Source organism: Streptomyces sp. 1222.5 (assembly GCF_900105245.1).
GTDB classification, from domain to species: domain Bacteria; phylum Actinomycetota; class Actinomycetes; order Streptomycetales; family Streptomycetaceae; genus Streptomyces; species Streptomyces albidocamelliae.
Genome location: NZ_FNSZ01000001.1, coordinates 3,049,170 through 3,076,047 on the forward strand (window position 1 = coordinate 3,049,170; position 26,878 = coordinate 3,076,047).

Sequence of the window (26,878 nt, forward strand, 5' to 3'; positions counted from 1 at the left end):
TGCCTTACGCGGCCGCGAGCTTCGCCGCCGAGTCGGCGTCGACACAGGCCTGGATCACCGCGCCGAGGTCGCCGTCCAGGACCTGGTCCAGGTTGTAGGCCTTGAAGCCGACGCGGTGGTCGGAGATGCGGTTCTCCGGGAAGTTGTAGGTGCGGATCTTCTCGGAACGGTCGACGGTGCGGACCTGGCTGCGGCGGGCGTCGGCCGCCTCCCGCTCCGCCTCCTCCTGCGCCGCCGCGAGCAGCCTGGAGCGCAGGATACGCATCGCCTGCTCCTTGTTCTGCAGCTGGCTCTTCTCGTTCTGGCAGGAGGCCACCACTCCGGTGGGCAGGTGCGTGATGCGCACCGCGGAGTCGGTGGTGTTCACGGACTGGCCGCCCGGGCCGGAGGACCGGTAGACGTCGATCCGCAGGTCGTTCGCGTTGATCTCGACGTCCACCTCCTCGGCCTCCGGGGTGACGAGCACACCGGCGGCGGAGGTGTGGATACGGCCCTGGGACTCGGTGGCCGGCACGCGCTGCACGCGGTGCACCCCGCCCTCGTACTTCAGCCGCGCCCACACGCCCTGGCCGGGCTCGATGTGCCCTCGGGCCTTCACCGCGACCTGGACGTCCTTGTAGCCGCCGAGCTCGGACTCGGTGGCGTCGATGATCTCGGTCTTCCAGCCGATGCGCTCGGCGTAGCGCAGGTACATGCGCAGCAGGTCGCCGGCGAAGAGGGCCGACTCGTCGCCGCCGGCACCCGCCTTGATCTCCAGAATGACGTCCTTGTCGTCACTCGGGTCGCGCGGGACCAGCAGCAGCCGCAGCTTCTCGGTCAGTCCCTCGCGCTGCTTCTCCAGGTCCTTGACCTCGGCCGCGAAGTCGGGGTCGTCGGCGGCGAACTCGCGCGCGGTCTCGATGTCGTCGCCGGACTGCTTCCAGGAGCGGTACGTGGCGACGATCGGGGTGAGCTCGGCGTAGCGCTTGTTCAGCTTGCGCGCGTTCGCCTGGTCGGCGTGGACCGACGGATCGGCGAGCTTCTGCTCCAGATCGGCGTGCTCGGCGACGAGTTCCTCGACGGCCTCGAACATCTTTCGGCTCCTGTACTGCGATGAAAGGGAAGGGCGGGCGACCAAAAACGCCGGTCCCGGGCACACCCCCGAGAAGGGCGCGACCGTGGACCGGCGAAATGGGGCTCGCTACTTCTTGGAGCCGGCAGCCTTGCCGAAGCGGGCCTCGAAGCGGGCCACACGGCCACCGGTGTCGAGGATCTTCTGCTTGCCCGTGTAGAACGGGTGGCACTCGGAGCAGACCTCGGCCCGGATGGTGCCGGACTCGATGGTGCTACGGGTGGTGAACGACGCGCCACAGGTGCAGCTGACCTGCGTCTCGACGTACTCGGGGTGGATGTCGCGCTTCAAGGTGTCTCCTAGATTCGGGAGGGCGCCGGGTCGCCGCCGCGGGATGCGGGGACGTGAACCGGAGCCGACGTACCAGTCTGCCAGGACTGGGGCCATCCACCCAAACCGGGGGTGCGGTTGTTCTATTCCTGGGCGTGGGGGCGGCGCTGTCCGCGGTCCCCGGCCGCCGGGAGCGCCGTCGCCGTTCAGCCGCTGAGGACGCCCTTGGCCTCGCCGGTCGCCGTCCCCTCGGTGGCGGACTTCGGGATGGGCCGGTCGTTCCTCAGGGCGTCCCAGACCTGCTGGGCCTTCGCCTTCTCCAGCACGACCCGGTTGGGGTCGGCCGGGTCGTACTGCACCGGCATCGTCACCATCTTCATGTGGGACGAGCTGATGCCCTTGAGGCCGCCCGCGAAGTCCATGAGGGAGTTGACCGAGCCGAGATCGGAGTCGGTGGTGACGGCCTTGGTGGCGGTGTCGGCGAGGTCGTACAGCTTCTTCGGGTTCGAGAAGACGCCGACGTGCTTGACCTGGTCGATCAGTGCCTTGACGAACGCCTGCTGGAGCTGGATGCGGCCCAGGTCGGAGCCGTCGCCGACGCCGTGCCGGGTGCGGACCAGGCCGAGGGCCTGCTGTCCGGTGAGGGTGTGCGGGCCGGCCTTGAGGTGCAGGTGGCTCTGCGGGTCGGCGATGTTCTTCGTCGTGGTGACCTCGACCCCGCCGAGGTCGTCGATGAGCTTCTGGAAGCCCTCGAAGTCGACCTCCAGGTAGTGGTCCATGCGGATGCCGGTGATCGACTCGACGGTCTTCACCGCGCAGGCCGCGCCGCCGGTGGAGTACGACTCGTTGAACATCACGCCGTTCGCGGCGGGGTGCTCGGCGCCCTTGGTGTCGGTGCACGCGGGGCGGTCGATCAGGGTGTCCCGGGGGACGGAGACCACGCTGGCCCGCTTGTGGCCCTGGTAGACGTGGACGATCATCGCCGTGTCGGAGCGGGCGCTGCCGTCGTCGGTGCCGCCGCCGAGCTTCTTGTTCTTGCCGGCGCGGGTGTCCGAGCCGAGGACCAGGATGTTCTGCGAGCCGTTGTCGATCTTCGTGGGCCGGTCGTTGCCGAGGGCCTGGTTGATGTCGACGCTCTTCAGGTTGCCGTTGAGCTTGAAGTAGACGTACCCGAAGCCGGTGCCGGCCAGCACGACCACGCCCGCGGCCGTCCAGGCCGTGACGAGCAGGGCCTTGCGGCTCGTGCTGCGGGTCTTGCGACGGCGGCCCCTGCCGCGGCGGCTGGGGCCGGTCTGGTCCGGCTCCGGTATGCCGGGCTCCGGCGTGCTCTCGGCGGACACATCGCTCCTAGGTCTCGTCGGTCGGTTACCCCCTGCGTTCAGGGTCAGGCGTGGTCGTCACCGCACCATCGTCGCTCCGCCCGGTCAGACGGAGAAACTCGGGAAAGGGTTGCACAACGCAGAGTGCCCACCGCCTACGGCGATGGGCACTCCGTGTCACTGCCTGGGCGGGGTCACACCCCGCTCACCTGCGTCTTCGACCCGGCCGGGCGGAGCGCCCGGCGTCGGTACCGGCCGGGATCCCTGTGGTACAGATCTCGGCGGAGGACGGTCAGTCCCCGTTGCCCGGGGTCGGCGTCGTCTTCTGGATCTGCATCAGGAACTCGACGTTCGACTTGGTCTGCTTCATCTTGTCGAGAAGCAGCTCGATCGCCTGCTGCTGGTCCAGCGCGTGCAGGACGCGGCGGAGCTTCCAGACGACCGCCAGCTCCTCGTTGCCGAGCAGGATCTCTTCCTTACGGGTGCCGGACGCGTCGACGTCCACCGCGGGGAAGATGCGCTTGTCGGCGAGCTTCCGGTCGAGCTTGAGCTCCATGTTGCCGGTGCCCTTGAACTCCTCGAAGATCACCTCGTCCATGCGGGACCCGGTGTCCACCAGGGCGGTGGCGAGGATCGTCAGCGAGCCGCCGTCCTCGATGTTGCGGGCCGCACCGAAGAAGCGCTTCGGCGGGTACAGGGCGGTCGAGTCGACACCACCGGACAGGATGCGGCCGGAGGCCGGCGCCGCCAGGTTGTAGGCACGGCCCAGACGCGTGATGGAGTCGAGCAGCACGACCACGTCGTGACCCAGCTCCACCAGGCGCTTGGCGCGCTCGATGGCGAGCTCGGCGACCGTGGTGTGGTCCTCGGCCGGACGGTCGAAGGTCGAGGAGATGACCTCGCCCTTCACCGACCGCTGCATGTCGGTGACCTCTTCCGGACGCTCGTCGACGAGGACGACCATCAGGTGGCACTCGGGGTTGTTGTGCGTGATCGCGTTGGCGACCGCCTGCATGATCATGGTCTTACCGGTCTTCGGCGGGGCCACGATCAGACCGCGCTGGCCCTTACCGATCGGCGACACGAGGTCGATGATGCGGGTGGTCAGCACGCCCGGGTCCGTCTCCAGGCGGAGGCGGTCCTGCGGGTAGAGCGGAGTCAGCTTGTTGAACTCCGGGCGGCCGCGGCCGTGTTCGGGCGCCATGCCATTGACGGAGTCCAGGCGGACCAGCGCGTTGAACTTCTCGCGGCGCTCGCCCTCCTTGGGCTGGCGGACCGCACCGGTGATGTGGTCACCCTTGCGCAGGCCGTTCTTGCGGACCTGGGCGAGGGAGACGTACACGTCGTTCGGGCCCGGCAGGTAGCCGGAGGTCCGGATGAACGCGTAGTTGTCGAGGATGTCCAGGATGCCCGCGACGGGGATCAGGACGTCGTCCTCGGCGAGCTGCGGCTCGGGGGCGATGTCGTCGCGGCCGCGACGGCCACGGCGGTCGCGGTAGCGGCCCCGACGGCCACGGCGGCCGCCCTCGAAGTCGTCGTCGTCCTGCTGCTGCCGGTCCTGGCGGCCGCCGCCCTGCTGCTGGCCCTGCTGCCGGCCCTGGCCGCCCTGACCCTGCTGGTCGTCGCCCTTGCTGCGGCGGCCGTCGCGGTCGCGGTCCCGGCCACGCTCACGGCGGTCGCGGCGGCCACGGCCCTCGCCGTCACCGGCGTCGCCCTTGGCCTCGCCCTGCTGCTGCGCGGGCGCCTCGGCCTTGGTCTCGGTCTTCGCGTCCGCGGCGATGGTCTCGGCGCCGCCCGCGGCGGGGCTGCCCGCGTCGGCGGTGGCGCGGCGACGACGGCGCTCGCTGGGCGCGTCCTCGGAAGCCGGCTGGCCCGGGATCTCGATCTGCTGCTGGGCCACGGCCTTCTCGGCGGCGGCCTCGCTCTTCGCCTCGGCCTTCTTCTCCGCGTCCTCACCCGTACGGGCCTTGGAGGTGGCCCGGCGCTTGGGCTTGGTCTCGGTGGCGGTCTCGGCCTTGGCGGCCGGAGCGCCCCCACCGGCCTGCGCCTCCTTGATGACCTCGATCAGCTGGCTCTTGCGCATGCGCGCGGTGCCCCTGATACCGAGGCCGGATGCGACCTGCTGCAGCTCGGCCAGCACCATGCCCTCGAGGCCGGTACCGCGGCGCCGCCGGGAGCCGGCACCGGTGGCAGGCGCGGAGGCGTCCGTGGCGGGCGCGGCAGCGGTCTCCTCGACACGTGCGCCCATCAGATCGGTGGTGTCGCTCACGAAGGGTCCTTCCCTGGAGCGGACGTCGGCCTGTCTGGCTCGGCGACCGGTTGTGCTGTCCGGCTACGGTCCCGTCTTCCGTGAACCGTGCCGGGGCGGTGGTCCGCCAAAGCGGCGGAAGAGGAAAATTTGCTGGTGATGGCGCTTCCCGCAGTCGTGGCACCCAGTGTCACGAGGCGTGGTCGCACCGATTCCGGAGCTCCCCCAGAGGGGTTACCCCCACCGTTGGCCCGCTCAGTGCCCGCATACGACGTACTGCCCAGGTACGGCGCAAGGGACACGGAGTGGCTCGGGAGGCTCCCGGAAGAATGTCTGTCCCGGACGGGGACACGAGGCACCTCGCCATGGTGGGGTCGGGTGCAGACTTGAGATTAACACTACCGGATCCAACAAACATTCCCCCTCTCCATATCCGGCAACCGTGTGTCAGGTCGCAAGCGGCAGCACGCTCGCTCCCTCGACGTCCAGGCTCAGCCGGTTGGCGGCCCATTCGGTGCCGGCCAGGGCCTCCACCTTGTCGGCGGTACCGACGTCGGCGAGTGCCATGACGGTGGGCCCGGCACCCGAGATCACGGCCGGGATGCCGTCGGCCCGCAGCCGCTCCACGAGCGCCGCGCTCTCCGGCATGGCGGGGGCGCGGTACTCCTGGTGCAGGCGGTCCTCGGTGGCGGGCAGCAGCAGCTCGGGGCGCCGGGTGAGGGCCTCGACGAGCAGGGCGGCACGGCCCGCGTTGGCGGCGGCGTCCACGTGCGGCACGGAGCGCGGCAGCAGGCCGCGCGCGGTCTCCGTCAGGACCGGCTTTCCGGGCACGAAAACCACCGGAACGATGGAATCGCTTGGGTCCATCCTGATGGCCCGGGCGGCCCCGGCCTCCATCCAGGACAGGGTGAAACCGCCGAGCAGACAGGCCGCCACGTTGTCGGGGTGGCCCTCGATCTCCGTGGCCAGTTCCAGCAGCGCCGCGTCGTCCAGACGGGCCTCGCCGCCTATGGTCACCGCGCGGGCGGCGACGATTCCGGCGCAGATGGCGGCGGAGGAGGAGCCGAGGCCGCGGCCGTGCGGGATGCGGTTGGCGCAGACGATCTCCAGGCCGCGCGGCTGGCCGCCCAGCAGATCGAAGGCGGTGCGCAGGGAGCGGACGAGCAGGTGGCTCTCGTCCCGCGGCAGGGTCTCGCCGCCCTCACCCGCGATGTCGATGTGCAGCCCGGAGTCGGCCACCCGGACGACCACGTCGTCGTAGAGCCCCAGCGCGAGGCCCAGGGCGTCGAAGCCCGGACCGAGGTTGGCGCTGGTGGCGGGAACGCGCACCCGGACGGCGGCGGCGCGGAACGCTGGACCGGCCATCGCTCGTTGACTCTCCTTGAGCTGCGTGACGGTCGAATGACGCTCGAGGGACTCGATGGACATTCGACCGATGTTCGGTGGACATCCGATGACGTACGAAGACCCGTCGGGCCGCGGAGACGACGCGGTGCCGTGCCACACGCGGGGGCATATGCGGTGGGCGGGTTCGGTACAGCCTATCGAAGGAAGGTTCTGTGGCGACATAGGGCGCACGGGAGGCGCACGATGCGTGTCGGAAGCCCCTCGTGCACCCCGGCACGGAGGGCCCCCGGTTCTTGCCGGTGGCAAGGTCCCGGGCCCCTTGCCGGGGGCCCGGGACCCGTGCGTTCAGGCCAGGCCGAGGCGCTCGGCCGCGGTGGCCGCGTCGACCGGGACGGTGACCGGCTGCGGCGCGCCGGCGACGGCCCAGTCGGGGTCCTTCAGGCCGTTGCCGGTGACGGTGCACACGATGCGCTGGCCCGGGTCGACCCTGCCCTGCTCGGCGGCCTTCAGCAGACCGGCCACGGAGGCGGCGGAGGCGGGCTCCACGAAGACGCCCTCCTGCGCGGCCAACAGACGGTAGGCGCGCAGGATTTCACGGTCCGTCACCTCGTCGATGAGGCCACCGGACTCGTCGCGGGCGGCGAGGGCGAGGTTCCAGGAGGCGGGGTTGCCGATACGGATCGCGGTGGCGATGGTCGAGGGGTCCTTGACGACCTCGCCGCGCACGATCGGGGCGCTGCCGGACGCCTGGAAGCCCCACATGCGCGGGGTCCTCGTGGAGACGCCGTCGGCGGCGTACTCCGTGTAGCCCTTCCAGTAGGCCGTGATGTTGCCGGCGTTGCCGACCGGCAGGACGTGGATGTCGGGCGCGTCGCCGAGCATGTCCACGATCTCGAAGGCGGCCGTCTTCTGGCCCTCGATCCGCACCGGGTTGACCGAATTCACCAGCGCCACGGGGTAGTTCTCGCTCAGGGCGCGGGCGAGGGTGAGGCAGTCGTCGAAGTTGCCGTCGACCTGGAGGATCTTCGCGCCGTGCACGAGGGCCTGGCCCATCTTGCCGAGGGCGATCTTGCCCTGCGGCACGAGCACGGCGGAGACCATGCCGGCCCGGACGCCGTACGCGGCCGCGCTGGCGGAGGTGTTGCCGGTGGAGGCGCAGATGACGGCCTTCGCCCCCTCCTCCTTGGCCTTGCTGATGGCCATGGTCATGCCGCGGTCCTTGAAGGAGCCGGTGGGGTTGGCCCCCTCCACCTTCAGGTGGACCTCACAGCCCGTGCGCTCGGAGAGCACCTGCGCGGGCACGAGGGGCGTGCCGCCCTCGCGGAGCGTCACGACCGGCGTGGTGTCGGATACCGGCAGCCTGTCCCGGTACTCCTCGATGATTCCGCGCCACTGGTGGGTCATTGCTGGTTACTCTCCTTCAACCCGCATGATGCTGGCGACACCCCGCACGGTGTCGAGCTTGCGCAGCGCCCCGACGGTCCCGGTGAGGGAGGCGTCGGACGCGCGGTGGGTGACGACGACGAGGGAGGCCTCGCCGTCCTTGCCCTGCTGGCGAACCGTATCGATGGACACCCCGTGTTCGGCGAACACGGTCGCGACCTGGGCCAGTACACCCGGTTTGTCCGCGACGTCCAGGCTGATGTGGTAGCGCGTGACGACCTCGCCCATGGGCGAGACCGGCAGAGCTGCGTACGCCGACTCACCGGGCCCCGTTGCGCCGTTGAGTCGGTTGCGGCACACGGCGACGAGGTCGCCGAGCACGGCGGAGGCGGTCGGGGCGCCGCCGGCGCCGGGACCGTAGAACATCAGCTGGCCGGCCGCGTCGGACTCCACGAAGACGGCGTTGTACGCGCCGCGCACGGAGGCGAGCGGGTGGCTCAGCGGGATCATCGCGGGGTGCACGCGCGCGGTGACCGACGCACCGTCCTTGGAGCGCTCGCAGATGGCGAGCAGCTTGATGGTGCAGCCCATCTCCTTGGCCGAGCGGAAGTCGGCGGCGGTGACCTCGGTCATGCCCTCGCGGTAGACGTCGTCGAGACGCACGCGGGTGTGGAAGGCGATCCCGGCGAGGATGGCGGCCTTGGCGGCGGCGTCGAAGCCCTCGACGTCGGCGGTCGGGTCGGCCTCGGCGTACCCGAGGGCGGTGGCCTCGTCGAGGGCCTCCTGGTACCCGGCCCCGGTGGAGTCCATCGCGTCGAGGATGAAGTTGGTCGTGCCGTTGACGATGCCGAGCACCCGGTTGACCTTGTCCCCGGCGAGCGACTCGCGCAGCGGGCGGATCAGCGGGATGGCACCGGCGACGGCCGCCTCGTAGTAGAGGTCCCGACCGTGCTCGTCGGCGGCCGCGTGCAGGGCGGCGCCGTCCTGGGCGAGCAGGGCCTTGTTGGCGGACACGACCGACGCGCCGTGCTCGAAGGCGGTGGTGATCAGGGACCGGGCGGGCTCGATGCCGCCGATGACCTCGACCACCACGTCGATGTCCCCGCGTTTGACGAGGGCGGTGGCGTCGGTGGTCACGAGTGCCGGGTCGATGCCCTCACGCACCCTGCTCGGGCGCCGCACGGCCACCCCGGCGAGCTCGACCGGGGCGCCGATCCGCTGGGCGAGGTCGTCGGCGTGCGTCGTCATGATGCGCGCCACCTCTGAGCCGACCACTCCACAGCCCAGCAGCGCCACCTTCAGCGGACGCGTACGCATCATCCGACCTCGTTTCCTCATACCGTCTACGGTTGGTCCAGTCTCACTCACCGGACGGGAGTTTCTACCCTTCGTCCGGATCGTGAGACATCTATTTCATTTGTGCGGGGGCGGCAGACCGTAGATCTTCCGCCCCCGAGTACGACCGGCCCCGGTCGCCGTCACCCGACGTCGAGACGCAGGAGGTCGTCCTCCGTCTCGCGCCGCACGATCACCCGGGCCTCGCCGTCCTTCACGGCGATCACGGGCGGCCGGAGCACGTGGTTGTAGTTGCTCGCCATGGACCGGCAGTACGCGCCGGTGGCCGGCAGGGCGATCAGGTCACCCGGTGCCAGGTCGGCCGGCAGGAACGCGTCCTTGACCACGATGTCCCCGCTCTCGCAGTGCTTGCCGACGACACGCACGAGCATCGGCTCGGCGTCCGAGGTGCGCGAGACCAGGGCGACGCTGTACTCGGCGTCGTACAGCGCGGTCCGGATGTTGTCGGACATGCCGCCGTCGACGGAGACGTACGTCCGCAGCCCCTCCAGCGGCTTGACCGTGCCGACCTCGTACAGCGTGAACGCGGTCGGCCCGACGACGGCACGACCGGGCTCGACGGAGATCCGGGGCGTGCGCAGCCGGGCGGCCTCGCACTCCCGGCCGACGATCTCCGTGAGCGCCTTGGCGATCTCGTGCGGCTCCCGGGGGTCGTCGTCGCTGGTGTAGGCGATGCCGAGGCCGCCACCGAGGTCGATCTCCGGCAGTTCGACGCCGTGCTCGTCGCGGATGGCCTTCAGCAGCCCGACGACCCGGTGGGCGGCGACCTCGAACCCGGACATGTCGAAGATCTGCGAGCCGATGTGGGAGTGGATGCCGATCAGTTCGAGCCCGTCCAGCTGCAGCGCCCGCCGCACCGCCTCCGCGGCCTGGCCGCCGGCGAGCGGAATGCCGAACTTCTGGTCCTCGTGCGCGGTGGCGATGAACTCGTGCGTGTGCGCCTCGACGCCGACGGTGATCCGGATCTGGACCTTCTGCCGCTTTCCGAGGGACTGCGCGACATGGGCGACCCGCACGATCTCCTGGAAGGAGTCGAGGACGATGCGCCCCACTCCGGCCTCGACGGCCCGCGTGATCTCCGCGACCGACTTGTTGTTGCCGTGGAAGGCGATCCGGTCGGCGGGCATGCCGGCGGACAGGGCGGTGGCCAGCTCGCCGCCGGAGCACACGTCCAGGTTCAGGCCCTCCTCGTTCAGCCAGCGCACGACGGCACGCGAGAGGAAGGCCTTCCCGGCGTAGAAGACGTCGGCGTCGGTCCCGAAGGCGGTGCGCCAGGCGCGGGCCCGGGCCCGGAAATCGGCCTCGTCGAGGATGTACGCGGGGGTGCCGAACTCCTCGGCGAGCCGGTTGACGTCGATCCCGCCGACGCTGACGACGCCGTCGGCGCCGCGCGTGACCGTCTGGGCCCACACCTTGCGGTCGAGGACGTTGAGATCGGCGGGCGGCGCGGAGTAGTGCCCCTCGGGAAGGACGTCGGCGTGGCGGGGCCCGGCGGGGTGCGCGGAACGGCTCATGACGTGACTCTCAGACTCTCTGTATCTCTCCGGGGCTCATGTCTTCACCGGCCCTCAGAGGTGTTCGGGTGCGTCGATGCCGAGCAGGGAGAGGCCGCCGGCCAGCACCGTCCCGGCGGCTTCGGCGAGAGCCAGCCGGGCCCGGTGGGCGGCCGAGGGTTTCTCCTCACCACGGGGAAGCACACAGGGCAGAAACGGCAGCACGGCATCGGCGACGGTGACGAGATGCCGGGCAAGCCGATCCGGGGCGCGATGGGTGGCGGCCACGGCGAGGATGCGGGGGTGGTCGGCCAGGGGGGTTTGGAGGGGGGTGGGGAGGGTGGGGGTGCGCTGGGGGTGGGGGTGGGGGTTGCCTTGGGCGTCGGGGTGCGGGGGGACGGCGGGGCGGGGGTCGGCCACCGGGCCGGGGTTGGCCGCGGGACCGGCGTCGGCTGCGGGATCGGCGTAGGCCGCGGGGCGGGTGTCGGCCGGAGAGTCGGCGGGACCGGCGTACGACTGGGCACCGAGACCGATGTGGTCGTCGTCGCGGGCCGTCGGCGCCAGGGCGGGGGCGGACTCGGCGGCGATGGCGGGAGCGGCGGCGCCTTGGGCGTCGGTGTCGGTGTCGGTGTCGACGGGGGCGCCGGTGTGCGGGGAGACGGCGGGGCGGGTGATGGCCGCGGGGCGGAGGTTGATCGCACGATCGGCGTCGGCCGCGGGGTCGAGGGGACCGCCGACCGGCCGCCGGGCACCGTGACCGAAGCGGGCGTCACCGTGGCCCGTCGGCTCTTGCCCCGTCGGCTCCTGACCCGTCGGCTCCTGACCCGTCGGCTCCTGACCCATCGGCTTCTGAAGCGGGCCCGGCTCGGCGGTGAAGCCGAGGCGGGCGGCGTTGCGGCTGAGGGAGCGGATCCGGGCGTGGGCGTACCGGACGCGGAAGAGGGGGTTGCTCTCGCGCTGGACCAGGTGATCGGCGGTGATGCGGGGCCGGTCGTGGGCTGCGGGGTGGAGGAGGGCCCACTGGGCGGCGTCGGGACCGAGCGGCGCGGGGTCCTCGGGGGCCGGCACCGGTCGCAGATTGACGGGCTCGCCGTGCTCGACGGTGGCCCGTCCGCCCTGGGTGGCGACGATCCGTACGACCGCGTCGGCGACGACCTCGGCTCGCACCTCGTACGGCACCCGGAGCGCCACGACCTCCCCGGCGAGGGCGTCACCGTGCCCGTACTCGGTACCGCGGGACCGGATCTCCCGCACGAGGGCGGTGAGGACGTCGGCCTGGTCGTCGAGGCTGATGTTGAGGAAGCCGGGCCCGGTGACGACGACGTCCCGGACACCGTCGGCGCCGGCGAGATGGGGCCGCAGGATCTCGGCCACGCGCCGCGGGGGCTGCCCGGCCGACCGGGCGAGCTGCAGGGCGATGTTGGTGGCGAAGTCCCCGCACCCGCCGGGCCCCGGCTCGGTCACCAGGGCACGCTCGGGCACGGTCACGTCCAGCTCGCCGCCGTCGACGGCACGACGCACCGCGTGCAACACGGTGCGGGAGAGCTCGACGGGGGTCACGGGACAAGCGTAGGGGAGGAGGGGGGTGGGTAGGCGAGGCGGCTCAACCTGCGGACGGTACGGGTCGCGGCGCGGGCGATGGGGGCGTGTGACCTGCGGCCTTCCACGGAGGCGGCAGAGGGGGTCTCTCGTTCACCAGGCCCGCGCGGCTCGTCCCCCGATGCGGGAACCGCCGACTGGAAACGATGCACGCAAACCAACGGCGACGGCGACGGCGACAGATGCTCTAACCGCCGAAGGTAACTTCGTCCGGGACACCGTCGACGTCACGGCTCACACCGTTGCCGTCGGAATCAGCACCGCCGTCATCGTCCCCGCCGCTGCCGGCTTCCGCCTCGGGACCGGCCCCTCCCTGACCGTGACGCCTGTGTCCTTCCCGCCCCTGCCCGTTCTGCTGATGCCCGTCACGGCGCCCGATCAAGTCCTTGACGAGGCGTACGAGCTCGGCGGGTTCGAAGGGCTTGGCGAGAAACGCGTCCACGCCGACGTCGAGGCCGGTCTCGACCTCGTACTGCGTGCAGGCGCTGATGATGGCGAGGGGAAGGTGGTGGGTACGGGGGTCGGCACGGAGCCGAGCGGCGGTGCGCAGCCCGTCGAGGCGGGGCATGACGACGTCGAGGGTCACGAGGTCGGGGCGTACCTGATGCACCACGTCCAGACACTCGGCACCATCGGCCGCGGTCACGACCTCGAGCCCTTCCAGCTCAAGGTTGACCCTGATCAGCTGCCGGATGACCTTGTTGTCGTCCACAACAAGCACCCGACCCGACACGCCTGGCACAACTCGAGAGTAGGTCCGCTCCGGCCACCGCGTCCGGGTTTTGCCCACTTCCACCCCGTACAGGGGACCGCCTCCACCGACCCGTCGAAACGGATTCCTGATCACCCCCGCGGACCTGCTAGTGTTCTACCCGTCGCCGCGAGCGAGCAGCTCAGCAGCCGACACGCCCCCGTAGCTCAGGGGATAGAGCAACGGCCTCCGGAGCCGTGTGCGCAGGTTCGAATCCTGCCGGGGGCACCCAGCATGAGGTGCCCAAAGACCCCGTCACCAGCGGAAACGCTGAGGCCGGGGTCTTCGCGTATGTGCAGGCGTGTGTCGCCCGGAGCGGGCGTATGTCGGGGCCTGTGGACTATTCGTGGACAGGATCTTGGGGCGTCTGCCCAGGTCAGAACCAACGGAAGCGTGAGCCCTCGGGCCGGCTGAGAGGCCGGGCGACAGACACCCCTGACCGAGGGTGGCCGGCAGCGCCAGGCCAACACCAGGCTCCTCGATGATCGCCGCGGAATGGCATGAGGCGTGGGGGGCGTTCGCTACGGTCTGCGCATCAAGGGAACTCAGGTGAGTGCCAGGGGGTGGGGATGTCCGGCGCAATCATCTCTGTGATCATCGCGGTCGTAGGCGTGGGCGGCACGCTCGCTTCGGCAGTGGTCACTCAAGTACTAGCTCATCGTGCTGAGTTACGGAGACTGGAGGAAGAGAAAGGGATCCGCCTCGCAGAGCAGCAGGCTTCTGCGGATCAGCGCAAGATCGATCAGCTCCGGAACTGCTACGTTCAGTTGAACGCCCACGATCGTCATTACAGAGACGTAATGCTGGCGTACGCCTATGCGCTCAAATCGGGGTCCGCCGAGGCGGAAGCGGCGGAAGTAGGTAACGCTCGGCGGGCACAACGAGACACACGCGCGGAAGCCCAGCTGGTGGCGAGCGATGCAGTACTTGAGCTTGAGAGCCGAGTGAATGACCGGCTCACGACCGCCTATAGGTACCTGATGAAAGCGGCGGGCGAGTCGGACTCACCCGCTCGTCGAACGAGACTCAACCAGGTCATCGGCCTCCTGGACTCAATCATCCCGCAGCAGGGGCATGTACGGGCGCTCATGCGCCTCGAGGTGGGAACCACTCAAACACTTCCCGACTGGTACAGCCCCGAGGGCGGATTGGCAACGCACGATTCTTGACCATAGGGCTGACACCAAAAGCGCAGCGCCCGGACACATCCGGGCGCTGCGCCTGGCGAAGCCGAAATCACTCGTACTCGCGTAAAAGCTCCTCAATCTTGCGGTTGGCGATCTCTTGCCGACCGTCGATGCACTTGGCGTAGCGGCCCAGCAGGACCTCGACACTGTTGCCCGCGCGTTCGGCGACCTCGGTCGGGTCCACCCCGGAGTTGAGCCAGGTCGACAGGGCCGAGTGCCGGAGGTCGTACGGTCGCGCGGCGAGCGGCGAGGCAACCGCGGCCGGCGGAAGCGCCAGCGCACGGGCCTCCTGCCAGACGCGGTAGTACGTGGACGAGCCGACCACTCCCCCGCGCTCGTTGGTGAACATCCGCCCGTCCTCGGCGGTACCGAAGGTGTCGAGGTGCCGCCGGAGGATCGCGACGAGCTGGGGCGGGATCGGCACGATGCGTACCTCCTCCGCCGGCCGGTTCTTCAGACCGCGGTCGTCATGGGTCTCGCCGGAGTCGGTCCACTGCTTGCCGACACTGGGACGTGTCCGGTTCAGAAGGACTGTCCCCCAGCCGGTCTCGGGAAGCTTCACGTCCGCCATGGTGAGGCCGACCGCCTCAGCCGGACGCAGGGCGCCGTAGTACATGAGCGCGAACAGGCCGACGAGCCGACGGCCACGCGCACGGCTGTACCCACCTACGTACGAAACCGCCGTCAGCAGGGTCCGAGCCTGCTCGGGATTGGCGACCACCCGAGGATCGACCTCCCCAGCCACCTTCGGCTTCTTCCAGCGGATACCCGTGATCGGGTTCTCTTTGAACTCCCCCAGGTCCACCGCGTAGTGCAGTGCGTTGACTAGGGTCCGACGCTTGCGACGGACGGTCTCCGCGGCTGCCGCCGTCCCGTCGAGCTTCAACCTGAGCGAGTCCAAGACGGCCCTGCCAATCGCAGCGTCCCCGAGGTCCGAGAGAGGGCGTGACGCCTTGGCCACCCAGTGCAAAGCGTTTGCGACCTCGGTCGGCAATTCACGCTCGTCCGGGCCGGGAAGGACAAAGGCCCAGTTGCGAAGCGCCTTCCTGAGCAGTTCCTCGGACGGCTGCCCCGGACGCTCGCCGAGAAGGGTCAGCGTCACTGCAGTCAGCGCTTCATTGATCCCGTTGCGTGTGTTCGGCGCCGCGTGCGGCCACTTCATGGCGAGATACTTCAGAGCGAAGGCGTACCAGGTCATCGAGGCCGCCTTCTCGACCATCGATTCCGGTAGCCCCGCCACCGTGTCGAACTCTTCGCCGGCATGGGTAGCCCGGAGCAGCTTGGACCGGTAGTGGTCTGCCAGCCCTTTGGTGCGGAACTGCTCGGAGAAGACCTTTCCGGCGACCATCCACCGGACGTCATAGGACGGATTCTTGGTGTTCCGCTTGCGGACGCCCCACACCTTCACGTCTAGAGACTTCACGCCGCCGCCTCCAGCTGCCGCAGCCAAGCGGCGAAGTCAGCACGCCACACGCGGAGCTCGCCGTTGGGCAGCTTGAACGCAGCTGGCCCTTGCCCCAGTTCACGCCACCGGTAGAAGGTGCGGCGAGACACCCCACCCAGCTCCGTGAGGATCTGCGGGACGGTCATCAGTTCGTCGCGCCGGTGGTCCATGTCAGCGCTCCTTCCGTGTCGTCGTCTGCCTGGCCTGTCGGGGCGCCAGTGCCGTGAGTGATGAGGTGTTCCGCCGCAGTTAGGCCCGTCCCTGCGAAGACCCAGTGCGAGAGGACGAGGACGGTGTCCGGGTCGGGCAACGGGTGGCCGGCTTCGGCCGCGCGTTCGCGGGCCAGGGCCTCGTTGTGGTCGGCGCGCTCCTGGCGAAGGGCGCCGAGGGTGACGGAGTAGGCGCGGGACTTGGTGGAGAAGTGGCCGCGGAAGCCGAGCATGTGGGCCCACTTGCGCAGACGCAGGGGCTCGAGTTCGGGCAGGGCGCCGAGATGCCAGCAGGTGAGGATCATCCGCCGGGCATGGTCGGTGACACCCGAGCCGATCAAATCCGTGATGGGGTTGCGGATCGGGCGGTCGAGGGTGCCCGCAGTCTCGGCGCCCTTGGTGGCGTACTTGGCGATGTAGGCGGCCACTGCGCGGCTGGACAGCTCCGAGGTACCCGCGAAGTCGGCGGAGCGGATGGGACGGATGTCGAGCTGCTCGCCGAAACAGAAGGCGTACGACCGGCCGTCGAGGACGGGGCCGGGGGTTTCGGCGAGACGGACCGCCGAGCGGATCGCGTCGGTGAGCAATTCGGTTGTGGCCCAGGCCGGCGGGGCATCCTCGGCACCGTCCGGGCCGTCGAGGCGGATGACGGCGTGGAAGTGCACGGCGCCGCGCCGCTGGTACTCGGCGACCTTGGCGTACGAGACCTTGAGGCACTCGCGCAGGGCGGAACGTCCGATGCCCGCGCGGGAGGCGAGTTGATGACGCAGGTAGGTGGTGAAGCGGGCCCACAGCGCGCCTGCGTGTGCGTTCCACAGGACGGCCGCGCGGTAGTCGTACCGGTCCGGGTTGAGCGGCGTGCCCAGGGCGGGGTCGTCCTCCAGGTGCCGCCGACCGCAGCGGCACCGACCGCCCGACGGCCGGTTGTGGACGGGGCCGAAGGAGGGGGCGGTGAAGGTGGCGAAGACGCGGGGGTGCTGGGCGACGGCCGTGCCGATGCCCTTGCCGCCGCTCAGACCAGCCGTGACGAGGTGGAAGGTGTCCTTGCGGTACACCTCGGCGCAGGCGGCGCACCGGGTGGCGCGGCGGTTGTTGCAGCGGATGAGGAGCTGCCCGGCGGGGAGGTCGCGGTCCACGATCTCCCGGACGATCTCGCCGGTTGCGGCATGGACGTCGAGCCGGTGGCCCTCCATCCGTACCGGCCGCTCGCAGCCGCCGAGGCGCTGGATTTGCCGTGCGTAGGTGCTGAGGTCGCCGTGCTGGGCGAGGGTGACCAGGTGGCGGATGGCTCCGGTCGGAGCCGCGGGACGCATGTGCGGGTTCCTCCTTGGACAGCGGGGGCTGAGTGCCCCGTCCGGCTCCGTCCAGGGGGCTAGACACCGTGAGCAAGCCGGACGGGGCGGAGCGGATGAGGTCAGCGCCTGGTGAGAAGGGAGCGCATGACGACGGCGCAGACGGCCACGGAGGTGGCCGTGATGGCGACGGCGAGGAGCATGGAGACCAAGACGGCGCCGACGACCAGGACCACGGCCGTACCGCCGCCGATGAGCGCGAGCATGGCGCCAGGGGTGAGCTGGACGGCGGGGCGATTCGATGCCGAGGTGACTATGGCCGGTGGAGTCGGGGCGGCCGGGGCGATGGTGGTCGGTTCGACGACGGCGGGCGGGGTGGCCAGGCCGGTGGGCTGGGGCATGGTCGGGATGTTCGGGCGGAACATGGGCGGATCTCCTTTCGCGTTACTTGACGAGGGAGTCGATGACCGGGGCCAGCAGGCTGTCGGCGAGGAGGTAGCCGCCGAGGAGCAGCACGGCGATGAGCCACCAAGGCGGGCGGATGAGCTTGACGCCCAGGACCCCGATGCAGAACAGGGCGAGCCAGAGCGGGACGTCCATGCGGTGGTTTCCTCTCAGGCCGAACAGCGGTGGGTGCGGGCGGCGAGTTCGGCGGCGGCGCGGCTGTCGTACTCGGCGGAGAAGTCGCAGCGGGGCGCTGTGCAGGCGGCCAGGTGGCGGTTCTTTCCGCGGTCGAGGTAGGAGGCGACGTTCACCGGGCCGATACGACGGACGTTGCGGAAACGCCGGTGCATGGTGGTGCTCCTCTCAGAGGTGGGCGGCGACGGATGCGGTCATGGACGGGGGCAGGCCGAGCCGGGCGCGTACGGCATCGGGGTCGGCGGGACGACCGGTGGCCGAGCGGTGTTCCTCGGCCAGAGCACGAGCGCGATCAATGAGGACGGGCGGGAGTGCGACGGGGGGAACGGGAGCCGGGGAGGGGGCGGCGACCGGTTCGGCGGCTGTGGCCGTAGCAGCGGGTTCGGGGTCGTTGGGGGGTGCCGGAAGCGCGTCCCGGTTGGGCGCATCGGCAGTGGCCGGGGCCGCGCGCGACTCCTCAGCCGCGTTCGCACCGTCGCCCGGTGCGGCCAGCGCTTCTGGACCGTGCGGGGCGTGGGCCAGGAGCGTTCCGCCGAAGAAGGCGACAGCGGGCCAGCCGGCGACGACGACGCGGAGCGCGGCGGGAACGTGGCCCAGGTCGAGGAGACCGGCGGTGGCGACATTGGCGCCGAGGGACGCGACAAGGGCGACCAGGAACCACAGCCGCGGTCCTCCGGCCGGTTGTCCGGCACGTTGCTGGTCGCGCATCCGGCGCCAGGCGGCGACCAGCAGCAGGTCGACGCTGATCGGGTAGGCCCATGCCTTCCACCCGCCCTGTCCGGACGCTTCGGCGAGATCGTGCAGGTGCGAGAAGGACAGGGCCCCGGCAATGACCGCCTGCACGAGCACGGCGTCTACGCGGACCAGGTGGGCACGCATGGGCACGGCGTTCCTTCCGGTTTCGGGCATGGAGGGGGTAGGGACGTGGCGTGAGGCGGTCACGCCGACCGAGGGAAAGAGCGCGGCTACCCGGTCACCGGGCGAGCTGTGGGCGCGGTAGTGGCAGGTGAGGCCGGGCCGGCGGACTCCAGGGCGATGGCGGGCCGGAAGGAGTCGAGCCGGGGCAGTTCCGGCACCAGGCCGGAGGTGTCGCGGCACACGGCCGCCGCCTCGTCGAGGGTCAGGTGAGGCGAGCGGACGCGGGACCAGCCGCCAGAGGAGTCACCGACGATCGCGACGCCGGGCCGTTCGGCCGGGATGGAGGTAGCGGCCAGGGCCGCTTCAGGGGCGATGTCGGCCAGCGCCATGTTCGCCGACGCCTCGTCGTTGACCCGGTGGCAGACCCGTCCGGTCAACTGGGCGCGGAGCATGGTGGCACCCTTGCCGAGTTCGGAGCCGAAGCGCTGTCCGCACACCTCCAGATAGATGCCGGCGGCGCGGCCGAGTTGGGCGAGGCGGATCAGCTTGGTGACCATCGCGTCCCGCCGCTTCTCGTCGTCCTTGCTCGCAGCGAGGAAGAGTTCCGCCACCTCGTCCACGACGACTACGACCGGCACCGGCCGTACGTCATCCGGCAGCCCCCACACGTCCGAGGTGAGCACCGCCTCCGGGCCGGCCCCGCCGCTAAGGCCGATGAGGCGGAACCGTGCTTCCATCTCCGCCAGCAGGGCATCGAGGAGTTCGTTCGCCCGGTCCGGGTTGTCAGCGAGCGCGGACAACCGGGGTGCGAACGGAGCGAGTTCGACGCCCCATTTGCAGTCAATGCCCACGAGGACGACCGATTGGCGGGCCAGGCCGCACAGCAAGTTGCGCAGGTAGACGGATTTGCCGGACTGGGTGGCGCCGAGGATCAGTTCGTGCGGCACGGTACGGAAGTCCCTTGAATGCCATCGGCCGTCTTCCCGCAGCGCGAGCGGAAGGCAGAGCGGACCGGCCGCCAGCCGACGGCGGGAGGGCCGTACGTCGGCGAGTACATCCCAGCCGACCAGACGCAGTTCGAGCCGCCCCGGTTTTGTGGGGAGCACGTACACCGCGTGGGCGCCCCAGGCGTGCCGAAGCCGGTCGGCCGAGGCGGTGAAGTCTTCGGGCGCCTGCCCGGCCGCCATACGGAGCCGCATCACGAGACCGGACCCGGTCGGCAGCGGGAACGAGTGGCGAGGCGGTACGGGAGCCGCCTGCCGCCCCATCATCCGGGCCGTGGCCCGGCGAACGGCCGACGCCGGAACCGTCAGGCCGCAGGCGTCCATCGTCGCCCGGTACGAGATGAGCATTCGCACCACGACGACCGGATACCCGACGAGCCACCAGAACAAGACGGGCATCCGCCGGCGCAGCACCAGCAGCGCGACCAGGACCAGCAGGACCGGTAACAGCACCCGGACGGTGTCAGCCATGGCCGTCAGCCCTGCACCGCGGCCGGGGCGTTCACCATGACGGCGTCCGCCCGGTAGGCGATGCCGTGACGGGTGCGGCCGCCGAACTCACTCTCCCAGGGCCGAGCCACCAGACCGGACAGGATGACCGGGGCGCCCATCACCAGGCCGTCGCCGATGCCCTGCTCAGGAACGGTGACCTTGATCATGTCGGAGCCACCGGCCGCGATGAAGACCAGCTCCAGCGTCATCAACCGCTGGTTGGTCACCGGGTCCACGGCGATCTCACCGGTCTGCCGGTCCCTCACCTTGACCTCGGGCAGCTTGGTGACGAGGAGCGTCGCGGCGGAAGTCTCCACGGGGATTACACGCATTGCCTGTACCTCACTGTGTTGTCGGCGCCTTTTGCTCGGCGCCATCCGATCTGAATACCCCCCTAGACAGCCAAGGAGGGAGCCCGCCTAACTGTCTAGGGGGGTTGACGCTAAAGGTAGCCGACGACCCGTCAACTGTCTAGGGGGGTATACGAGCGTGTCTCAGAGCCGGCGGGAACGCACTACGGCAGGACCCAGTGGAGGACGGTTGCGTCGTCGCGCGCCTTGCCACGCGGCCAGCGCCGACCGTCGGGGTCGCCGGCCTCAGCGGCACGTACGCGACCGATCAGCCCATCCGGGCCCGACGAGTGAAGGAGGCCCAGCGCGGCTTTCCAGTCGGCGAGTTCGAAGCTGTCGACGAGGCGTGTCGCGCCATCGCTCAGCAGCGTCACGGAAGCCAGTGAATCAAGCGGCACCGTCCCCGTAAGGGCGTGCTCGGCTGCCTGCGGATCGGGGCCGGCGATCCAGAAGCCACCTGGCCGGTTGCGCAGGCCGGTCAGGGCGTCCCGGTACTCCGCTAGTGCAGCGGAGTGTGCGGGCGACCCCGTGGGCACGGCGTCGACCGGTCCACGCAGGCGCTTGCCCACGTCGTCCAAACGCTGGTCGGTGATGGCGGCCGTACTCCCGTCCGTCTCGGCGAGGAGGAGGGTCGAGTCGCCGAGAACGAGGTACTCCAGAGTTGCCGCATCGGCCCGGACAGCGACGACCGTACTGGTCGGACTGGCTCGATAGGTCAGGTCACATGTGTCCTCGTGCAGGGAGCGGACAGCGCGGATCGAGTCGGCGAGACAGTCGGCGAGCGGCCGGGCGGATTGCGCCGCGATGTCAGCCAGCAGCAGGCCGCCCAGCGTGGAGGAGAACCAGGCGATGCCGTGTACGCATCCGGTCTCCGCACCGGCCACGCCGGCGCCGTCGAGGAGGACGGCCGCGCCAAAGGCGGCTGCGGCAAAGTCCTCGTTTTCCCGTCCCGGATCAGCTGGCTGCGAGGCGAGGGCGACGTTCACGCCGTCGCCTCCTCGTCGTGCAGGTAGAGGGGACAGAGCAGCTCCACGGACCGTGGCTCGTCGGTCTCGGGGTCGTACTCGACGCTCACCAGCGTGGAGAAGTGGCGCTCGCCCACCTGCCCCCAGAGCGTGTTGAGGTCAGAGGTGAGCAGGTGGACCACACCGAGGGAGCCTGCCGTATGGATTCCGGCAATGGCGAGCACCGAACCGTTGCCGTCCGGTCGGGGCAGCCTGCCGAGGTATCCGACGTCGTGCGGGCGGCGCGGCTCGATGTCCGCCCCCGCGTGGTAGGCCGTGCTGGTGCGCCGGTCCACCAGCGCCCACGGTTCACCTTCCGGGTGTTCCCAGCTGAGTACCGGGTCCTGGGCGTAAAGACCCTTCATCGCCTCGGACATCCCCGGCCCGCAGACGACGATCAGGCCGTCACGGTTCAGGTCGATCTCACCGCTCACCAACACGTGACCGGAGCTGACGGCAAGCCCGTAAGACTTTGCCAACTCCTCCAGTCGCTTACCGGAGTTCATGTCGGCCATGGCGACGACCGGACGCTTCTTCTCGCTGTCCCACCGCAGCGGAGTCGCAACGGTGACGGCACCCGCACCCAGGAAGGCCCCCTCGGGTGCCGGGCCGGTGTGCCGGATCTGATGAATCCGCCCACGGCTCAGGCCGGCCTTCTCGGCGATCTGCGCATACGACAGCCCTTGTGCGTGGAGGTCCTGGACCACACGGCGGCGGAGCCGGGCGAGCTCGGTCACCTCCTGCTGCGCGTCGGCCAGCCTCTTCGTGACCTCACGCAGGAGCAGATACGGATCATCGATCGCCGTGATCCGCTGCAACTCGTCCGACATGACCACACCTCCCAGCAGTACCCAGGAGTCTAGGGCCCTAGACGGAATCGGCGGGAGCCGCCGTCCTGTACGAACGCCGACCACGTAGAACCGGGCCCGCCGCCGAGGCACACCCCTAGGAGTCACCCGCCACCGCCCGCGAGGCGGCCGCCGACCTCCGTCGCATAGAGCGTGATCACATCCCCTCCCGGGCCAGCTCGGCCCACACGGAGCGCCCGTCGGGCCAGTTCTTCACACCCCAGTCCTTGGCACAGCCCGCGATCAGTAACAGTCCGCGGCCGCCCTCTTCCTGGCTGGTCGCCTCGCGCAGGTGCGGTTCGCGGTCGCCGCCCTGGTCGACCACCTCGATGCGCACGAGGTCTTCGCCGAAGCCCACGATCACCAGGAACCAGCCGTCGGCCGCGCCGCTCAGCGAGTGCCGTACGGCGTTGGTCGCCAGCTCGCTCACAACCAGGACGGCCTCGTCGACCGGGCCATGTTGTGCGGTGAGTGATGCGACGAAGTGCCGGGCGTGAGCCACTTCCTCGGCGAGGCCGGGGAAGGCACGGCACCATTTAGTGAGCATGGGAAAACACCTCTGTTCGTCTAGGGGGCTAGACAGTGCAGCGGCAGCGTATTCCCAAGCAGGGCCAGCAGGCCAGGCATCTAGAGGAATTATTCCTCTACTGGGTGACTGTGTCTCCCAAGTCGCGGAACTCCTTCATCACCCGCAACAGCAGCTCGCGCACGTCATCACCGAAGACGGCAGCCCGCTCGAACTGATCGAACGTCTCCTCCCATGCGGCCACCTCGGCAGCGCCGGTCAACATCAGTTCGCCAGTGAACGTCTCAACGACGACCGCCTGTTGATCGCACAACGTGAAGCCGTGCCGCGGCAGCACCGGCACCGCCCTACGCCACGGGATCACCCCGAGACGGACCGAACTCAGACTTTCGACGGCCAGCAGCCGGTCGAGCTGAGCGAGCATCAGCGTCGGGGTGCCGGGCCAGGTGCGCAACACCGCTTCCGTCAGCACGAACACTGACTCGCGCCCCGGCTCGTACAGCACGCTCTGCCGTTCGACGCGGGCAGCAACAGCCCGACCGACCGTCTCAGGCGTCGAGTTCGGCGCGCTTTGGAAGACGTGGCGGGCGTACTCCGCGCTCTGGAGCATGGCCGGCAGTACCACGCACTGGAACGACCGCACTAGCCGAGCCGATCGCACAGCGTCGTCGAGCACCGCCCCGGCGGCTCCGCCATCATCGGGTGCAAGCCCGGCGTCAGCGGCGGCCTCGACCGCGACCAGGAGGTCACGCACCTCACGGGCCGACGAGTCATCAAGGCCGAGAGCACGAGAGAGCCGGTCAAGGACAGCAAAGCTCGGAACCATGCGCCCGGTCTCCACCTTGGACACGGTTGGTTGCCCTACGCCGGCGCGTTGCGCCAACACGGCACCGGTCAGGCCAGCTTCAGCACGCAGCCCTCGAAGACGCATCCCAAGCGCCTTCATCCGCTCCCGTCGTTCACTCCCCATAGTCAGGGTTCTACACCACGGAGCAGCAGACGCCGGAGCGAGTGCCCGAGCCGCAGTGATCAGCAGCAGTCGCGAGCGTGATTCAAACTTTCTCTACTGGTTCAAGGCGGCTCGCTCCGCTCACCGCGCGCGGCCCGGCCCCCGGCCGGGCCTGCGCTCCTGTCTCCGCCCCGCTTCAGCCCGGCCGGCGCCCGTGCCGCGCGCACGAACGATTAGTCGCCTGGCACCAAGAAGGTCAGCTTCCGCGCTGAGCCGCGTACGCGATCGCCAGCAGGGCAAGCAGCATGTATCCCAAGGCGCGGATGTCTTCCGGCCCCCACCCAGCGCCTATGGCAGCCATCAGGACAGCCAGGACCACGTAGGACCAGCTCGGGGACTTGGGCGACGGTTGACGCATGGACATCGGGGTCTCCCTTGTGAGTTGACGATGTGGCAGCATCTTGGGATTGATCGGTTTAGATCTCAGCTGTGGAACTGATCAACCGAGGTAAAGTCCGAACAACTGAGGGGTTGTCTCAGATCAACCGATCGCCCGCGAGTCAGAGTTGAGCCAAAACTGGGGGAGCAATGCCGCAAGTCGGGCGTCCTGGGAGACCTTGGGGTCCCATCAGGGCTGAGAGACAAGAAGCCAAGGCCCTAGCAGAGTTCCTTCGGCAGCTAGTGGACTCCAGTGGGAAAACCTTGAAGGACATTGCTGCCGAGATACCCATCTCTCGGGCGCAAGCAAGCCAAAATCTCAGCGGGAAAATTCCGTCTCATGAGTTCATATTGGCTTTGCTCAAAGCCACAGTTGCCGACCCGCTAATTCGTGAGCGTCGGCAAGGTAAAGCCATGTCTCTGTGGACAGAGGCATCCGCGCCGCGAGCTAAGCCAACGCGAACAAGTGCAGGAGTTGCCGCGAAGCCTCGTATCGAGGTTGAAACTTACGACCAACTAGTACGCGCTCTTGAGCGTCAAGCTGATCTTGAAAGAGCTCGCGGAAATTCTCAAAACTTGATCATGGTCATGCTCGGGATGCTTGATCAGCTTCAGCGTAAGGTCAATGACCTTACGCTGAAGAATGAACAATTGGTGGCCAATCGAGCGTCCGCCGGCGAGATCGAGGAGACGCGACTGCGACTCGAAAGAGCAGAACAGCAGCGCGAACGGGCCGAATTGGAACTGCAGCGCGCTCAGGAGAAACGACGGCAGGCTGAGCAGCTTGCTGCACTCGTTCAGCAGCAAGTTGCACAACTCACTGATGAACTCGATCGACTGCGCAAATCCAAAGATCTGAGCGAATCGGACACCGATTCGACAACCATGGATGATCCGCAAGCACTCGATGATGAGGCAGCTGACATTGATAATGCGCTCGATCGAGCAACTGCCGTAAATGACAGTGATGATCAAACTCTTCACCGAATAGCCCAAGAACTGTCCGATGATGAGCAAATATCAACTCAAGTAACTTCGCCAGTCGGGGAGAGCGGCGAGGCCGCATACTTCACAGTCGAGCCGACCGGGCGATTGCCTCAGGGAGACTTCTCAAGCCCGAGAGTTATAAGCGCCACGAAGCAGGGTAAGACCCACGCCACTCCCCCTCACGACTTTGAAGCGGAGGCGCTAGCCCTCGGTTGCATGCTAATTTCAGCCGACGCGGCGGCCGATATCGTAGAGGTCGTTGGATCGGAAGATTACTATCACGCCGCACATCAATTGATTCACGAGACTGTGGCTGCCATGTACGCTCGGCGCGAAACCGTTAACCCAGAAACGGTAAGTGCAACGCTGGAAGAGAACGGGAAACTGTCCCAGGCGGGAGGAATGACTTACCTGCATAAATTGGTCTTAAATGCACCCACAGATCTTAGTGAGGGTGAGGCTCACGCTGAGACGGTACACGAGCAGGCCGTACTCCGCCGCCTAATCGATGCTAGTTCACACATATCACAGCTCAGCTATTCTTCAGAGCGTGACGTTCAAGAAATAATCGAAACAGCACAAGCTGAAATATCAGCTGTGGCGCGGCACCGAGGTAAGCCAGATTACTCGGCACTCGGTGACATCATGGAAGGCACACTAGACGAAATTGAGGGCATAGGGAAACCTGAATCCCACATCCTGGGTCTTTCTACCGGCTTGCCTGACCTTGACGTCCTCATCAATGGGCTGCAGCCAGGGAAATTGACTGTTGTTGCCGCCGGTACAGCAATGGGAAAGACTACTTTCGCTACGGACTTGATCCGTGCCTGCGCAATTCGAGAGAATACACCAAGCCTCTTCTTCTCTCTACAAACGGGCAGAAATGAAGTCGCAACTCGCATTCTTTCCGCTGAAGCTAGAGTAGCCATACATCACATGCAGTCAGGCCTCATGACAGATGAGGACTGGACCCGACTAGCCCGCGTCATGCCGCAGGTTACTGGCGCACCTCTCTTTATAGATGATTCATCAAGCCCGCCAGTCGAAGAGATCAAAGCCAAGACCCGGCGATCAGTTGCAGATAGCGGCGTGCGATTGGTGGTAATTGACTCTGTGCAGCTCATACAGCATGAGAGTGAAAGCGCGGAGGAACTACGTTTCTCGGCAAACCGAATTTCCCGGGATCTCCGCTTGATGGCCCGTCACCTTGACGTTGCGGTCGTTGCCATCAGCGAGCTGGAGCTGACGCCAAACAGGCGGACAGATCTCCAGCCAACGACTGAAGATCTGCGAGAATGGCAGTCCCTTGAACAGAATGCCGATGCGGTCATACTCCTTCATCGGGAAGATGCCTACGAAAAAGAGTCGCCGCGCGCGGGCGAAGCAGATTTCACGGTTGCCAAGAACAGGACTGGTCCTACGGGACGCATCGTTACCGCCTTCCAGGGCCACTATTCTCGTTTCGCTAGCCTGAGTCAGTAAAATCGAACGTTTCTCAACTCCTATCTAAGTGGCGGTTTCCTCGGGGTCAAATCATGTCTCCGACAGTGGCGCCGGCGGCGCGGGGCGGGTAGCGCCCCCAACCGTGGGCAGGTCACGAACAGTGGCCCCGTGCGCCTTATGGTGCACGTGGGTCGTCATTGGCCACTGCCGAGCGTCCTCCGCCAGCCCAGGGACGGCCCAGCTTCTGCGCGCCCAGCTAACGGCGAGCATCCTCGATGCACCCGGTCTGACCCTCAGTCGACGACAGTCAGCCACGACGGTGAGAACGCCG

At 68.5% G+C, this 26,878-nt stretch carries 25 protein-coding genes, 1 tRNA gene and 1 pseudogene; 3 read left to right on the forward strand and 24 right to left on the reverse strand.

Translation table 11 applies throughout. The annotated features are described in order from the left end of the window. Window positions 1–4: 4 nt before the first annotated feature. The 11 genes and pseudogenes from prfA to BLW57_RS13630 form a co-directional block, all read right to left on the reverse strand. Window positions 5–1,072, reverse strand: coding sequence for a peptide chain release factor 1 (gene prfA, locus BLW57_RS13585; RefSeq protein ID WP_093474690.1), 1,068 nt, complete (start codon window positions 1,070–1,072; stop codon window positions 5–7). 108 nt (window positions 1,073–1,180) lie between these two features. Next, window positions 1,181–1,402, reverse strand: a complete 222-nt coding sequence (gene rpmE / locus BLW57_RS13590; protein WP_015657814.1) for a 50S ribosomal protein L31 — start codon at window positions 1,400–1,402, stop codon at window positions 1,181–1,183. 185 nt (window positions 1,403–1,587) lie between these two features. Further along, window positions 1,588–2,721 carry an LCP family protein gene (locus tag BLW57_RS13595; protein ID WP_093474691.1) on the reverse strand — a complete coding sequence of 378 codons (1,134 nt, stop codon included), beginning with the start codon at window positions 2,719–2,721 and terminating at the stop codon, window positions 1,588–1,590. Window positions 2,722–2,992: 271 nt separating this feature from the next. Continuing rightward, window positions 2,993–4,969, reverse strand: a complete 1,977-nt coding sequence (gene rho, locus BLW57_RS13600) for a transcription termination factor Rho (RefSeq protein ID WP_093474693.1) — start codon at window positions 4,967–4,969, stop codon at window positions 2,993–2,995. 426 nt (window positions 4,970–5,395) lie between these two features. Then, complete coding sequence (gene thrB, locus BLW57_RS13605; RefSeq protein ID WP_093474694.1) at window positions 5,396–6,313, reverse strand: homoserine kinase; 918 nt, start codon at window positions 6,311–6,313, stop codon at window positions 5,396–5,398. Window positions 6,314–6,640: 327 nt separating this feature from the next. Beyond that, window positions 6,641–7,699 (reverse strand): threonine synthase, encoded by a 1,059-nt coding sequence (thrC, locus tag BLW57_RS13610; protein WP_093474696.1) that lies wholly within the window; start codon window positions 7,697–7,699, stop codon window positions 6,641–6,643. A 6-nt stretch (window positions 7,700–7,705) separates the two neighbouring features. Continuing rightward, complete coding sequence (locus BLW57_RS13615; protein ID WP_073889558.1) at window positions 7,706–8,998, reverse strand: homoserine dehydrogenase; 1,293 nt, start codon at window positions 8,996–8,998, stop codon at window positions 7,706–7,708. A 158-nt stretch (window positions 8,999–9,156) separates the two neighbouring features. Next, window positions 9,157–10,548, reverse strand: a complete 1,392-nt coding sequence (gene lysA, locus BLW57_RS13620) for a diaminopimelate decarboxylase (protein WP_093474697.1) — start codon at window positions 10,546–10,548, stop codon at window positions 9,157–9,159. A 54-nt stretch (window positions 10,549–10,602) separates the two neighbouring features. Next, on the reverse strand, window positions 10,603–11,370 hold the full coding sequence (locus tag BLW57_RS13625) for a DALR anticodon-binding domain-containing protein (protein WP_371127856.1): 768 nt from the start codon (window positions 11,368–11,370) through the stop codon (window positions 10,603–10,605). Between the two features lie 9 nt (window positions 11,371–11,379). Beyond that, window positions 11,380–12,087 (reverse strand): annotated as a pseudogene (gene nrtL / locus BLW57_RS43090) (ArgS-related anticodon-binding protein NrtL); the annotation flags it as partial. Window positions 12,088–12,313: 226 nt separating this feature from the next. Further along, window positions 12,314–12,916, reverse strand: a complete 603-nt coding sequence (locus tag BLW57_RS13630; protein ID WP_256339817.1) for a response regulator — start codon at window positions 12,914–12,916, stop codon at window positions 12,314–12,316. Window positions 12,917–13,033: 117 nt separating this feature from the next. Here BLW57_RS13630 and BLW57_RS13635 point away from each other — a divergent pair. Then, window positions 13,034–13,105: transfer RNA gene (locus BLW57_RS13635), tRNA-Arg, on the forward strand. A 341-nt stretch (window positions 13,106–13,446) separates the two neighbouring features. Continuing rightward, window positions 13,447–14,046: a hypothetical protein gene (locus BLW57_RS40895; protein WP_143051600.1), complete on the forward strand. Its 600-nt coding sequence runs from the start codon at window positions 13,447–13,449 to the stop codon at window positions 14,044–14,046. Between the two features lie 67 nt (window positions 14,047–14,113). On the opposite strand, the gene BLW57_RS13640 is transcribed toward BLW57_RS40895, so the two are convergent. From BLW57_RS13640 to BLW57_RS13700, 13 genes are all read right to left on the reverse strand, one after another. Further along, complete coding sequence (locus BLW57_RS13640; RefSeq protein WP_093474700.1) at window positions 14,114–15,487, reverse strand: tyrosine-type recombinase/integrase; 1,374 nt, start codon at window positions 15,485–15,487, stop codon at window positions 14,114–14,116. Then, window positions 15,484–15,678, reverse strand: coding sequence for a helix-turn-helix transcriptional regulator (locus BLW57_RS13645; RefSeq protein ID WP_093474702.1), 195 nt, complete (start codon window positions 15,676–15,678; stop codon window positions 15,484–15,486). Before BLW57_RS13645 ends, BLW57_RS13640 begins: the two co-directional genes overlap by 4 nt. After that, window positions 15,654–17,030 (reverse strand): replication initiator, encoded by a 1,377-nt coding sequence (locus tag BLW57_RS13650; RefSeq protein ID WP_256339474.1) that lies wholly within the window; start codon window positions 17,028–17,030, stop codon window positions 15,654–15,656. The genes BLW57_RS13645 and BLW57_RS13650 overlap by 25 nt, the downstream gene beginning before the upstream one ends. Window positions 17,031–17,131: 101 nt before the next feature. Continuing rightward, entirely contained in the window at window positions 17,132–17,434 is a 303-nt protein-coding gene (locus BLW57_RS13655) for a SpdD-like protein (protein ID WP_093474703.1), read from the reverse strand. A gap of 19 nt (window positions 17,435–17,453) precedes the next feature. After that, entirely contained in the window at window positions 17,454–17,609 is a 156-nt protein-coding gene (locus tag BLW57_RS13660; protein ID WP_093474705.1) for a hypothetical protein, read from the reverse strand. 14 nt (window positions 17,610–17,623) lie between these two features. Then, window positions 17,624–17,803 (reverse strand): mobile element transfer protein, encoded by a 180-nt coding sequence (locus BLW57_RS13665; protein ID WP_073889547.1) that lies wholly within the window; start codon window positions 17,801–17,803, stop codon window positions 17,624–17,626. Between the two features lie 13 nt (window positions 17,804–17,816). Further along, on the reverse strand, window positions 17,817–18,527 hold the full coding sequence (locus BLW57_RS13670; protein ID WP_093474706.1) for a DUF2637 domain-containing protein: 711 nt from the start codon (window positions 18,525–18,527) through the stop codon (window positions 17,817–17,819). Window positions 18,528–18,613: 86 nt separating this feature from the next. Further along, on the reverse strand, window positions 18,614–19,981 hold the full coding sequence (locus BLW57_RS13675; RefSeq protein WP_093474708.1) for an FtsK/SpoIIIE domain-containing protein: 1,368 nt from the start codon (window positions 19,979–19,981) through the stop codon (window positions 18,614–18,616). 5 nt (window positions 19,982–19,986) lie between these two features. Continuing rightward, window positions 19,987–20,334 (reverse strand): SCO3933 family regulatory protein, encoded by a 348-nt coding sequence (locus BLW57_RS13680; protein ID WP_093474709.1) that lies wholly within the window; start codon window positions 20,332–20,334, stop codon window positions 19,987–19,989. Window positions 20,335–20,516: 182 nt separating this feature from the next. Further along, window positions 20,517–21,338: an integrase gene (locus BLW57_RS13685; RefSeq protein ID WP_093474711.1), complete on the reverse strand. Its 822-nt coding sequence runs from the start codon at window positions 21,336–21,338 to the stop codon at window positions 20,517–20,519. Next, window positions 21,335–22,186 carry a sigma factor-like helix-turn-helix DNA-binding protein gene (locus tag BLW57_RS13690; protein ID WP_093474712.1) on the reverse strand — a complete coding sequence of 284 codons (852 nt, stop codon included), beginning with the start codon at window positions 22,184–22,186 and terminating at the stop codon, window positions 21,335–21,337. The genes BLW57_RS13685 and BLW57_RS13690 overlap by 4 nt, the downstream gene beginning before the upstream one ends. Window positions 22,187–22,361: 175 nt before the next feature. Then, on the reverse strand, window positions 22,362–22,751 hold the full coding sequence (locus BLW57_RS13695; protein WP_093474714.1) for an ATP-binding protein: 390 nt from the start codon (window positions 22,749–22,751) through the stop codon (window positions 22,362–22,364). A gap of 97 nt (window positions 22,752–22,848) precedes the next feature. Then, window positions 22,849–23,700: a helix-turn-helix domain-containing protein gene (locus BLW57_RS13700; RefSeq protein ID WP_093474715.1), complete on the reverse strand. Its 852-nt coding sequence runs from the start codon at window positions 23,698–23,700 to the stop codon at window positions 22,849–22,851. A gap of 681 nt (window positions 23,701–24,381) precedes the next feature. Between BLW57_RS13700 and BLW57_RS40900 the strand changes: the two genes are divergently transcribed. After that, window positions 24,382–26,586, forward strand: coding sequence for a DnaB-like helicase C-terminal domain-containing protein (locus BLW57_RS40900; protein WP_176985571.1), 2,205 nt, complete (start codon window positions 24,382–24,384; stop codon window positions 26,584–26,586). Window positions 26,587–26,878: the final 292 nt, after the last annotated feature.

Coding starts and splice junctions, on each gene's coding strand:
- prfA (WP_093474690.1), bottom strand. CDS start 1,072: ATGTTCGAGGCCGTCGAGGAACTCGTCGCCGAGCACGCCGATCTGGAG.
- thrB (WP_093474694.1), bottom strand. CDS start 6,313: ATGGCCGGTCCAGCGTTCCGCGCCGCCGCCGTCCGGGTGCGCGTTCCC.
- thrC (WP_093474696.1), bottom strand. CDS start 7,699: ATGACCCACCAGTGGCGCGGAATCATCGAGGAGTACCGGGACAGGCTG.
- BLW57_RS13615 (WP_073889558.1), bottom strand. CDS start 8,998: ATGATGCGTACGCGTCCGCTGAAGGTGGCGCTGCTGGGCTGTGGAGTG.
- lysA (WP_093474697.1), bottom strand. CDS start 10,548: ATGAGCCGTTCCGCGCACCCCGCCGGGCCCCGCCACGCCGACGTCCTT.
- BLW57_RS13625 (WP_371127856.1), bottom strand. CDS start 11,370: ATGGGTCAGGAGCCGACGGGTCAGGAGCCGACGGGTCAGGAGCCGACG.
- BLW57_RS40895 (WP_143051600.1), top strand. CDS start 13,447: ATGTCCGGCGCAATCATCTCTGTGATCATCGCGGTCGTAGGCGTGGGC.
- BLW57_RS13645 (WP_093474702.1), bottom strand. CDS start 15,678: ATGGACCACCGGCGCGACGAACTGATGACCGTCCCGCAGATCCTCACG.
- BLW57_RS13650 (WP_256339474.1), bottom strand. CDS start 17,030: ATGCGTCCCGCGGCTCCGACCGGAGCCATCCGCCACCTGGTCACCCTC.
- BLW57_RS13655 (WP_093474703.1), bottom strand. CDS start 17,434: ATGTTCCGCCCGAACATCCCGACCATGCCCCAGCCCACCGGCCTGGCC.
- BLW57_RS13660 (WP_093474705.1), bottom strand. CDS start 17,609: ATGGACGTCCCGCTCTGGCTCGCCCTGTTCTGCATCGGGGTCCTGGGC.
- BLW57_RS13665 (WP_073889547.1), bottom strand. CDS start 17,803: ATGCACCGGCGTTTCCGCAACGTCCGTCGTATCGGCCCGGTGAACGTC.
- BLW57_RS13670 (WP_093474706.1), bottom strand. CDS start 18,527: ATGCGTGCCCACCTGGTCCGCGTAGACGCCGTGCTCGTGCAGGCGGTC.
- BLW57_RS13675 (WP_093474708.1), bottom strand. CDS start 19,981: ATGGCTGACACCGTCCGGGTGCTGTTACCGGTCCTGCTGGTCCTGGTC.
- BLW57_RS13680 (WP_093474709.1), bottom strand. CDS start 20,334: ATGCGTGTAATCCCCGTGGAGACTTCCGCCGCGACGCTCCTCGTCACC.
- BLW57_RS13690 (WP_093474712.1), bottom strand. CDS start 22,186: ATGTCGGACGAGTTGCAGCGGATCACGGCGATCGATGATCCGTATCTG.
- BLW57_RS13695 (WP_093474714.1), bottom strand. CDS start 22,751: ATGCTCACTAAATGGTGCCGTGCCTTCCCCGGCCTCGCCGAGGAAGTG.
- BLW57_RS13700 (WP_093474715.1), bottom strand. CDS start 23,700: ATGGGGAGTGAACGACGGGAGCGGATGAAGGCGCTTGGGATGCGTCTT.